This is a genomic window from Paraburkholderia ribeironis (genome assembly GCF_900019265.1).
Classification (GTDB): domain Bacteria; phylum Pseudomonadota; class Gammaproteobacteria; order Burkholderiales; family Burkholderiaceae; genus Paraburkholderia; species Paraburkholderia ribeironis.
Window position 1 is genome coordinate 1 of record NZ_CYGX02000091.1, and the last position, 10,540, is coordinate 10,540.

The following is a 10,540-nucleotide window of genomic DNA, read 5'->3' on the forward strand; positions in this document are numbered from 1 at the left end:
CCTGTGTTCGTGACGCACCTTCGTCGAGATGCCATGTGGTGCTGGATGTGCGGCGAGCCGCTTTGACCCGCCGTGCAAAGCCCGCGCCAAATTTATCGCACCAGCGTCGGACCGTTTCGTAGCTGACGATAACCCCGCGCTCGAACAGCAGCTCTTCGATATCACGCAGGCTGAGCTGAAACCTGAAATACCAGCGCACCGCGCAACTGATGACCGCCGCTGGAAAGCGATGTCCGTAATAGGGAGATTTCGAGTCCTTCATCACGCTATCTTAAGCCTGCGCCTCGGAATATGACAGCGCCCTCGATACTCGTGTCGCGTTGCTCACACTTGCTTGCGCAGTTATCTGTTCGCGGTTCGTAGACTAGTCTTGTTAGCAAGTCTTAGGCGAGTGATGTGTTTTCACACACGCTGTTTGCAATGCGCCTTTGAGCTGGACATCGCGGCCGACGGCGCCACCTCTATGCGAGGCGATCCCTGCCAAATGATTCCATACTTTTTTATTCATCGGATTTGATATAGATCACGTTGTTGAGGCCGTTTTTTCAAGCGCTTTGGGTACCTTATGGAGGCGTTATCGGAGAGCCTCGGAGCACGACCTCCCCATCGAAACAGTCAAGAAGTAATTTGCGGGAGTGAGTGCTCGCGAAGTGCTTTCAGAAAACGCATCACGATGCGATCGAGCGTTTTGCTTACCTGGGGCCCGTGAGATAAACTGGGCTTGATTTCAAACGCTGTCGGGTGCTTTAGAACTGTGTGGCATCCGCGAAGATCAGGTGACGGTCAAAAAGTGCGCCTGCATAAGGAAGGGTTACGGGTCTCCGCAGATCTTTGGAGAAATGTTTTTTCGGCAGAGCCAGGGAGGAATGATGTCATCGGACAAGCGGCCCTCAGATATTGTCGAATGCAAAATGACTTTCAGCCTCGACACTCGGACGTTGGGTAACATATCGAGCGGCGCCCGAACGTTCCTTTCGCGTAATCAGGCTCGTTTGCTCGAACTGCTGTTGGAAGGGCCGCGAACCAAGGAAGTTCTTATGAAGCGTATATGGGGCGACCAAGGTGTTATCGTGAGCAACGCGAGCTATTACCAGCTTATCGCGCAACTGCGCCGCGCCTTCGAGATGATTGGGCTTCCTCGCTTATGGGTTCGTACGATCCCTCGATACGGCCTCGAATTCGCGATCGGCGGCATGCACCTAGGCCATTATGGGTGCCCGCACGACCACGAAGTGGTTGACGGGAGGCTTGTTAAGAAGCCCCTATCTGCCATGACGATCGGTCATTGTTCGGGGCGCTGTGCACGGCATTTCCAGGACAGCATCGTTCAGTCGCAAGAAACGGAACCTGTCCGGAGAGAGGTGGCCCCGTCTGTTTGGACAGTGGTTCCGCGATTTAAAGTGGAAAGCGCCGGTCGTTACGCTGCCGTTTCAATCGCAGGCAGCATCGAGAAGTAAGCTTCATCCGGCGCCAAGTCTGCCAGGCTGAAATGTGGCCGTTGCTGACTGTACCACGCCATGTAAGCAGCAATCGACTGGCGTGCTTAACCGACCGATTCATAGGCCTTCAGATACACATCTTCGTACTTCACACTCCCTTGCCATCCATTGACAGCTAAAGAGTCGCCCCTGAATAATGCGTTTTGCCCGGCGGTGGCGTCATGCGCCGGGCATGATTCGCACGAGAGGAGCAAGAATGAGGGCGTAAAAAACCTTCAGCTTCCTGAGGATCATCCGCAGGTTGTGACCGGCGCCGCATAACACCGCGTGCATCGCGTCACCGAGCGCTCCCTTCAGCCAGTTCCGATCGAGTTTGCCATCTGTCTTCATGTGGCCGATGACTGGCTCAATCGCACTGCGCCGTCAGATCATCGCCCGTAATCCCCGCGTGATGCCTCGCCTCAGCCCCGGGTGGTAGATCTTCACACCCTCGATGTCTACGCCCTTGTATCCACGATCCACGACTGCGATTTCTGGCGTGACGTCGCTCAGGATCGCCGCCTGTTCCAGCGCTTCTGCAAGTGTGTGGCCATCGTATGGATTGCCGGGCATCGAGCGCATGCCAACTACCAGGTCTTCCCTGTGCGTCGTCGTGATCGATACCTTCACGCCGAACTCGTAGAGCGTGCGCGCCTTGCCCTTGGCCAGGCACTCTACCTCCGGCGCATGCAGGGCGTAGAGCTTGCTGCCGGTAGCAGTAGTGCACGACGAACGCACCATTGAGAACGCGGCTGCATTGTCCGTTCAGTCACAGAGCAAAGCCGAGCCGGTCGTCGCGGGAGTGATTGAGATCAGCGTCGGCGTCGCACGCATACGTATCGAGGGCACGCCCGACGCAGCCACGCTGCGTGTTGTGTTGCGTACCTTGCGTGTCGCGGCGGAGACGCCGCTTGCGCCAGCGCGTCAGGCTCGACGGATCGATCGGCGGCTCGGTCTGCAAATACGTCTCGCCGGTGAACACCTGCCAATAAGGATTTTCCGCCCATTGCCAGACGACTTCTTCGTCGGACAGGTCGAATGCGTGCAGCAGATACAGCAGACCGGCGATTAGCCTGGGTGATGTTGCCGGCCGTCCCTTGCGCGACACAAAGTTCTCGCTCATCGGCATGCCCAGCCGATCCCAGTTGATCAGGTCAGCCAGCCGCACCAGCGGATGTTTCAGATTGAACTGCTCGCGCAGTGGCTGCCGGAAGAAATCTCCCTCTGTCACAAGCTTCTTCGGACCCATCCGCACCTCGTCAGGATTTGCAGGATTTAGGCATCAATATGCCAGGTCTCTGCAAATCCCACAATGCCATTTCGGCCTCGGAGCCTTACCGCATAAGCTTTCGCGGATTGTTCAAGGCCGACTAAAGACAGCTGGATGCCTTTACCGGGTACCGCCCCCGTGAGCGCGTCGCTGGTGAACTGGCTGCCCTGATCGGTGTTCACGATTTCCGGCTGGCCGTATTTCACGATTGCTTCTTCGAGCAGTTGCTGCGATCGATCTTCCGGTTGCGCAGCAGCTATGGCCAGATCCTGGGGGCCGCATGTTTGCGGCTCGCGTTTGGCCCGCGATACAACGCCTCGACGCACATGCGCTTCATAGTCGAGTCTCGCCTCATCTAGCCAACGGCCGTCGTTCGGCTGCGCTGCATCGACAGCAGTTCTTCCCGCTCGGCTTTACCAGATTCATTTTGCGCATGCACCGTTCTGAACGAGGGTTCGGTTAGCGGAAAGTGTCGACGATCAGCTTGCCTTTTGAGCACGTCGCGAAAGCATGCGAAACAGGGTGGACCGGTGAATGCCAAACAACGCCGCGATTCCCTGCATACTCGTATTGCCGTCGTCGACGAGTCGGTACATCTGTTCCAGTTGCACCGCACTGAGCACCGGTTTGCGGCCGAACTTCGTGCCACGTTCCATTGCCTCCGCGCGCCCCGTGCTCGTGCGTTCAACAATCAGGATGCGTTCAAACTCGGCGATGCCAGCGAGAATCGTTAGCACCGTAACGCCTGCGGACGTCGTGGTATCCGCCCACGGCTCGGCGAGGCTGCGCAGGCCCGCGCCGGCGTCACCAATGCGCTCGACAATGACAAGAAGGTCACGAACGCTGCGCGCCAGCCGGTCAAGCCGCGTCACAACGATCAGCTCGCCGGCTCGCAAGTGATCGAGCATCCCGTCGAGTTGCGGACGGGCACACCGGGAGCCAGTGACCGTCTCCGCAAAGATCCGGTCGCATCCGGCCGCACGCAACTGCGCTTCCTGATCGCCAAGATCCTGGTTACGCATCGAGACCCGCACGTATCCAGTCATAAGCATACTGGTCTCTTTGTAGCGCGTCGCAATCTCAGCAGGATCGCGCATCGCCAACGTGGCAAAACCAGTTCAGGACGCCACTGCCCCATTCTGGCTTCAAACTGCGGACCGTAGCTCCGGCGTGGAGGATCCCATTCTTGCAACACGGTGATCACGACCTCCGCAATTGTGTCATCCAACCACCACGTCGAGGTAATGTCGAACCGCCCGCACTTTCCGCATTCCACGCCGTCGCGCTCCGTTTCGATCATCTTGTGCATTGGTTCCCATCGCTTTGTCGCCCGTCCGTTAGCAAGCTGTCCCAGCGGCTGCGACGTCAGGTCGTCGGCAACGCGGCTCACAAACGACGTCGCGCCTACACCCAACTTTCGCGACCCGTCGCTCCCCTTAACAGCATCCCACACCCTCCGATTTCTTTGCCCATGACCTGCTATTTTGATGACCAACGTTTGACTTATCTCAACGTCCACTCTCCGAGACAGCCCGACCTCAAGATCCGAATCCGAGCATCTCCAAGTCTTTCTTCCCGACCTCCCCTGCAACGCAAACGCGAGCCGGTATAGCGGACCGAGGCGCTCATCAACGCTCTTTGGGCACAACGTCAACGGCATCGCCTTCGATACGGGTTATCCACAGGGCCGTTCGCCTCTCGCTACCGAAGAAGCGGGCGGCGGCCCCATGGATAACCCTGCCCTTCTCTTGTTTTTGGACGCCGCGAATGCCACTTCCCTGCCCTCCCGGGCAAAATCCGCCGTCGCAGCGCACCCTGCCCGCCTCTACATATTCGACATGCTCGCCGAGGGTCATCACGATTTGCGCACCCTACCCCTCGTGAAGCGAAAAGACATCCTGCGAGACAGCTTTGACAACACCGCTCGCCTTGTGTACGTGGCCGGCATTCACGCAGCCGGGGACTGGGTTTTCTCGCAGGTGCAGGCCTACGACTTCGAGGGCATGGTTGCGAAACGTTTGCGATCTACTTATCAACGCGGGCGGTCGCGCGACTGGATCAAGATCAAGTCAGAGCCGTACGGACGTGAGGCCGCCCTTGGCTTCGGTCGTTCGGTCAAAGCAACTTATTGAGAGTTACGTAATTGATAACATTACCAAAGCTCGGCTTGCTTCCAGCAAGCGGCGATGATCGATTTGCGCTTCTGGCCGCTCTTGAGCTTGCGTCGAGCGGCGTGCTTCAGTTCGGCTAGGTTGTTGGGGCAGAAATTAGCCAAGGCGTGTCGCTTGAGCCAGGCCCACAGAGGTATTCGACTGGATTGAGGTCCGGGGCGTAGCCGGGCAGCAGCGCCATCTGTACGGCGCCATCCGTGCTGTCGAGGTACTCACGCACGACGCGGCTCTTGTGCTGCGCTGCGCCGTCCCACACGATCATCAGCTTTCGCTTGAGTTGCGCGCGCAGCGCTGTAAGGAATTCGACGATTTGCGCGCTTTTGATCGCGCCGTCGTGCAAGCGGAACAGGAAGTTGGTACGGGTGAGGCCCGCGACAACCGAAACGTGCTTCCAGTTGAAGTGATACTGAATGATCGGCGTGCATCCCTTGGGCGCCCAGGTACGCACCCGCGTGGGACGCTCCGAAAGGCCCGATTCGTCGATGAAGACGATCAGTCGTCCTTGGGCGGCACACTTTTTTTGAGCGCGGGCCAGGTCTTGCGCTTCCAGGTCAGCACCGCCTGCTCGTTGCGCTCGATGGCTCGGCGCTCCGGCTTTTGCGAGCTGAATCCCAAGGCGCCCAGCAACCGCCAGACGTGTACCTCGCTGCAGGTAACGCCATACAGCCGCTCGATGAGTATCCGTACGCCCTTGAGCGTCCACAATTCGGTACCGAATCTGTGTGTCAGCGGGCTCTGCAGCAGCGCTACGCGCAAACCTTCGACTTGGGCCGCATCGAATTGCGCCGGCCGTCCCGTGGCCATAACGCGAAGTGCGTCGATGCCACATTCGTCGAGTCGGGCTTTCCACGTGTATGCGGTTTGCCGCGCCACCCCGACCGCCTTGGCTGCTTCGGCGGGTGTTTTGCCCGCCAACATCAAGCGACCGGCACGCACCCGCTTGCGCGTAGCGTCGTCCATCTTGGCCATCAACCGAGTCCCCCTTCAGCGTGATGACGCTATAACGCGCCAGCAAAGAATCGGTTGTTGTCCTCGACAGGCCTACCGTATGACCGAGGATGCCGATTTGCTGGTTGACGCCCGGGCCATCATTGAACAACGACCCACCTACGGCTATCATGAATCGTCTGCGAAGAGACAACGGGGCTCGCCGTGCTGAACCACCAACGGCTGTTGAAAATGCAGTTACCGCGCGAATTCATTCGCGCACAAGTGGCCGTGGCGTGTTCGCTTTAATAAGGGCGACTCCGAACGGGAAAGAAAATGAAAGTGAGAAGTGGGCATATTGATCAGGTTTTGCAACTGACGCAAAGTGCAGCCACTGTCGCTGCACAGTCATCGAGTGTGACGGCGGCATTTCGGGAAGGCAATACACCGATCACAACGTCCAGTCCTCCCCGAACAGCTCACCTGCTGAGAGCTCAAGCCGGGACTTCAGAAGGCAAACGAAACGATACGTCAAGCTTTCCCTGCCGCGCGATGAGGTACGCTTTCGGTTTCGCGGGAGCCGTCTATCTCTACGATAAGACTGCCAATAATTTTTTCCTTTCCACTACGTCTTTGCACGACGGGAAAGGCGGCTTTACCAGCAACAACAGGCTCAATGCAGCCAACGAAACCGCAAAAGACTACTTCCAGCGCTATCACAGCAGCAAGCCAGAAGAGCAGGGGCTGAACAATCGGTCCATCAATCCCATCCGCACCTGCGGCGACAACCAATTCGTGACCATGACAGACTATCGGGCGGCCACCAAAGTGCATGTCATGCATCTAGTAAACACGGAGAAGGGCCGCCAGTCGCTGGTGAAAAGCCTCGCGTGCTTCAAGGGCCACCCCGTGAAAGCTGACCACGTTGCCAAATACAATCCGCCTCACCTACCGAAGAATTTTGATTTAACGAAGAGCGGCCTGTACGACAAGAAGAACAAGTATGCGCTGACAGGCGTCGCAAATGAAGAGACCGGGGCTCGGGGCTACACCTCGCGTTCGATCACCAGACCGTTCCTGCTCAAGGGGTACAAAGACTTCGAAAACGTTTCCGAGTCGAAAGGCTTGACGCCGCGGCAGTGTATGGAGTCGTTCGAGGCCTTGCTGGAAACGAACGACAAGCTTACAGAAGATGCGCAGTTCGCTGCCGGTCGGGCCATCTTGAACTTCAGGCAGATCTATGCTCTCGACGAGCATTGGGGGCATGCCGAGAATGTCGTCATGAAAACGCTGGCACAGCATGGTTTTCTGTCGCCCGACGAAACCTACAAGATCGATGAGAGCCTGATGTTCGAAGATCCATCGAAAAGCATCTTCAAGCGAAATACCGGGGTCATGGGACCGCGGTTGCACAAGCTCGAAGTCTGTATTAAAAAGTTTCGCTTGAGAGACGATCCCGAGGCACTTGAAGACCTCAAGCCGATGGTGGCATCGAAGAACATGGAGAATCTAGCAATCGCTCATTTCAAGCTGAACGAGCAAGGCAACGGGTTCGAGGACTGTTCAGGATTTGGCGATTCATTTACCAGTGCCAACGCCGTCGCCTGTATTAACCATGCCAGATTGATGAGCGGCGAAGATCGCTTGTCCAAAGAGGACGTAGTGGTACTCATCGGGTGCATCAATGCTGTGTACGATGACGCTAGCGGAAGCAGGCACACGCTTCACGAGATAGCAAGAGGATGCTTTGCAGGTGCGGGCTACACGGTCGAAGATGCTGACCGCTTCTACGAGGAAGTCTGCAAGAAAGCCGCCGAAGAGTTTTACGGCGGTAAGAATATAGCAAGGCATCAGTTTCATGAGAGATGCCGAACGGAATGTGGCTTATTGCGACACAGCCCGGGGAAGTCCCTTTCATTCTCTAATGAGGTCGCCAGTCGGGCCAACTTCAACGCAGACAGACTATGGGGAAACGCATAGACTTGGGCGAGCGGATACCATGCGGGGTGTGAACGCGCGAAACCCGTGTGCAGAAACATGCCCGAGGCGGGCGCCGCTAGAACGATGCGGTATGCATGCGGGCAACCAGTGAGCGGATGCTTCGCGATCGCGCTACATGCTTCGTGTCGGCGCGATGGCTGAGCACCGCGCGTCCGAGAATACGCATTCGGTGAGTTGTACGACTCGCTTATGGTCGTCGCCTTCAACGAGTCGCGTCACGAGCAGCCCAATTTCAATGCGCTGATTCAACGTAGGCGATCAATACGTTTTCACGCACGCTCGCCCCAAAGTGGCCAACACCATCCAAGGGGCTGCTCGCGCCGCGCCAAGCGATAACGAAAAGGGCTGAATCCGGCTGTGACACCAAGATGCTCAGGGGTCGGCGTTACCTGTCCACTTACTCACCACGATCATACCGCGACACAACCGCAATAACCTAAGGGAAATGACTCTCATGGAAAACACGATCGCATCGAATTCCGCGTCTATCAACGACTACTCTGTATCCGTCTCGGTGACAGCCGAGCAAAACGAGATACTGCATCGGCCAACTAGTCCTCCAAGGAGCTCTCCACAACTGAATGAGATTCCAGCAGCGCTGCGGCGCGGAACCTTAGATAAAAATCTCAACGAGTTTCGCCGGTCGAAGACCGGTACGCCTGAATTGCCGCATTTAGACCATCGACTGGTAGTGGCATCGAATCGCGTTATCGACCCGGGCAGGCCTGCCGCAGGTGGGCTAGCAGTTGCGCTCGGTGACATGATGCGCGAAAGCGAAGGGCTGTGGTTCGGCTGGTCCGGTAAAACAACCGACCGACAGGACATGGCCAGAGTTCAAACCGAATCTTTCGGGCGGACGACGCTGGTTCAATTCGATCTAAGCAAGAAACATCACGACGGTTACTACGCAGGATTTGCGAACTCTGCGCTTTGGCCGGTTTTTCACGATAAGGTTAAATTGGCAGAATTTGACGAAGATAATTTCAAAGACTATGAAAGTGTCAATAAGATATTCGCTTCGGAGCTGGCCCGTACAATCAGAGAAGATGACATCCTATGGATTCACGACTATCATCTCATTCCACTGGCACAAGAATTGCGGTCACTTGGGTGCAAACAAAACATTGGCTTCTTTAGTCATATTCCTTTTCCTTCGCCAGAGGTTATCAAGCACATTCCCCAACATCGGAAATTGATTGAGTCTCTGATGTCCTATGATCTCGTCGGAATGCAATGCCCCAAGGACGTGGAGAACCTTCAGCGATACGTAGAAACCGAAGGCATTGGTCACCGACTCGACGACCGTAACCTGGAAGCGCTTGGCAGAAAGGTCCGCATTCAATCCTTTCCGATTGGCATTCATGTCGAGAGTCTTAATACCGTTGAGCCAAACAAAACTTTGGACGCCATCGTCGGCATAGTCCGCAATGAGTCAAACCAGCGAATGGTGATGGTCGGCGTCGATCGACTGGATTACACCAAAGGAGTACCAAGGCGCCTAAAGGCTTTCCATGAATTGCTGGATACTTACCCGAATTTACTAAATCAGATCACCCTGGTCCAAATCGCGGCTCCAACACGCCAAGGCATTCTTCCTTATGCCAGGTTAAGCGATAAGACAAGAGCACTGGTAGATAGGATAAATGGCCAGTTTGGAACTGCCAATTGGAAGCCCGTGATGTACTTTAACCAGTCGGTCGATCACGATTCACTGCCTGAAATTTATAGGATGAGTCGCGTGGGAGTGGTTACCCCTTTGGCGGATGGCATGAACCTCGTGGCCAAGGAATACATTGCCGCGCAAAAGCCAGATGACCCGGGTGTTCTTGTACTATCAACCGGTGCCGGCGCAGCCTCCCAACTCGACCATTCACTTTCGGTGCCGCCCAAAGATCGAAGTGCCATCGCCAAAGCATGCGCTCGCGCTTTGAGCATGCCCTTGGAAGAACGTCAATGGCGGTATAAAAAGCTGATGGATAATGTGAATACCGAAGACTTACGCTGGTGGAGAGAAACTTACCTTAACGCACTTACAAGCAGTTTCAAAAAGAATTCGTAGCGTCTGCTGCGATTCCGTCTTTGGCGTCACAAATCGCATGGCCGGCCGTGAGGCGGCTTCGCAGATTGCCTCGGCGTCAACAAAATCGTTCTTGTTTGATTTTACGAATGGGCGGACGAACTGCGGTGAGATGAGCTTGATCTGGTGCCCGAAGGTTGCAAGTTTGCGTGCCATGAAGTGGGCGCCGGCGCAGGCTTCCATAACTAGTCCGTCCTGAACAATTCGCTTTTGCCGACCACCGGCGTTAAGGCAATGGGACCGCAGCAACGCTGCGGTTGGACAAGGCAGCGAGAATGAAGCCACAAAAAAGCCGCAGCTTCCTCAGGATCATCCTCAGGTTGTGGCCGGCGCCGCACAACACCGCGTGCATTGCATCGCCGAGCGCGCCTTTGAGCCAGTTCCGATCGAGTTTTCCGTCTGTCTTCATGTGGCCTATGGCTGGCTCGATTGCACTTCGCCGCCTGATCATCGCGCGTAGTCCGCGTGTGATGCCCCGCCGCAAGCCCGGGTGATAGATCTTCACGCCGTCAATGGCGACGCCCTTGTAGCCGCAGTCGACGATGGCGACTTCCGGCGCATGCAGCGCGTACAGCCTGGTCTTGTCCTTCGGCTTTTGCGACAGAACCCTCTTTGT

Annotated in this window: 6 protein-coding genes and 6 pseudogenes; 4 read left to right on the plus strand and 8 right to left on the minus strand. The window is 56.3% G+C overall.

All coding sequences use genetic code 11. From position 1 onward, the window contains the following. A pseudogene (locus BN2475_RS29500) lies at positions 1-262 on the minus strand (IS6 family transposase); the annotation flags it as partial. A gap of 649 nt (positions 263-911) precedes the next feature. Between BN2475_RS29500 and BN2475_RS29505 the strand changes: the two are divergent. After that, positions 912-1,457 (plus strand): winged helix-turn-helix domain-containing protein, encoded by a 546-nt coding sequence (locus BN2475_RS29505; RefSeq protein ID WP_143325971.1) that lies wholly within the window; start codon positions 912-914, stop codon positions 1,455-1,457. Here the strand turns inward: BN2475_RS29505 and BN2475_RS36635 are convergent. From BN2475_RS36635 to BN2475_RS29530, 4 genes and pseudogenes are all read right to left on the minus strand, one after another. Further along, positions 1,418-1,594 (minus strand): annotated as a pseudogene (locus tag BN2475_RS36635) (integrase core domain-containing protein); the annotation flags it as partial. The gene BN2475_RS29505 and the pseudogene BN2475_RS36635 overlap by 40 nt on opposite strands. 64 nt (positions 1,595-1,658) lie before the next feature. Further along, positions 1,659-2,727: pseudogene (locus BN2475_RS36640) on the minus strand (transposase). 26 nt (positions 2,728-2,753) lie between these two features. After that, positions 2,754-2,954 (minus strand): hypothetical protein, encoded by a 201-nt coding sequence (locus BN2475_RS29525; RefSeq protein ID WP_094782952.1) that lies wholly within the window; start codon positions 2,952-2,954, stop codon positions 2,754-2,756. 273 nt (positions 2,955-3,227) lie between these two features. Further along, on the minus strand, positions 3,228-3,845 hold the full coding sequence (locus tag BN2475_RS29530; RefSeq protein ID WP_094782953.1) for a recombinase family protein: 618 nt from the start codon (positions 3,843-3,845) through the stop codon (positions 3,228-3,230). A gap of 630 nt (positions 3,846-4,475) precedes the next feature. Between BN2475_RS29530 and BN2475_RS29540 the strand changes: the two genes are divergently transcribed. Continuing rightward, positions 4,476-4,880, plus strand: a complete 405-nt coding sequence (locus BN2475_RS29540) for an ATP-dependent DNA ligase (RefSeq protein ID WP_094782954.1) — start codon at positions 4,476-4,478, stop codon at positions 4,878-4,880. A gap of 20 nt (positions 4,881-4,900) precedes the next feature. Here BN2475_RS29540 and BN2475_RS33975 read toward each other — a convergent pair. Further along, positions 4,901-5,888, minus strand: a pseudogene (locus tag BN2475_RS33975) (IS630 family transposase). 294 nt (positions 5,889-6,182) lie between these two features. Here BN2475_RS33975 and xopAG point away from each other — a divergent pair. Beyond that, positions 6,183-7,826 carry a XopAG/AvrGf1 family type III secretion system effector gene (gene xopAG, locus BN2475_RS29555; RefSeq protein ID WP_218023739.1) on the plus strand — a complete coding sequence of 548 codons (1,644 nt, stop codon included), beginning with the start codon at positions 6,183-6,185 and terminating at the stop codon, positions 7,824-7,826. 475 nt (positions 7,827-8,301) lie between these two features. Further along, positions 8,302-9,906, plus strand: a complete 1,605-nt coding sequence (locus BN2475_RS29560) for an alpha,alpha-trehalose-phosphate synthase (UDP-forming) (protein WP_245841677.1) — start codon at positions 8,302-8,304, stop codon at positions 9,904-9,906. Here the strand turns inward: BN2475_RS29560 and BN2475_RS29565 are convergent. Both BN2475_RS29565 and BN2475_RS29570 read right to left on the minus strand, forming a co-directional pair. After that, positions 9,895-10,113 (minus strand): annotated as a pseudogene (locus BN2475_RS29565) (IS110 family transposase); the annotation flags it as partial. The gene BN2475_RS29560 and the pseudogene BN2475_RS29565 overlap by 12 nt on opposite strands. Before the next feature lie 37 nt (positions 10,114-10,150). Then, positions 10,151-10,540 (minus strand): annotated as a pseudogene (locus tag BN2475_RS29570) (hypothetical protein); the annotation flags it as partial.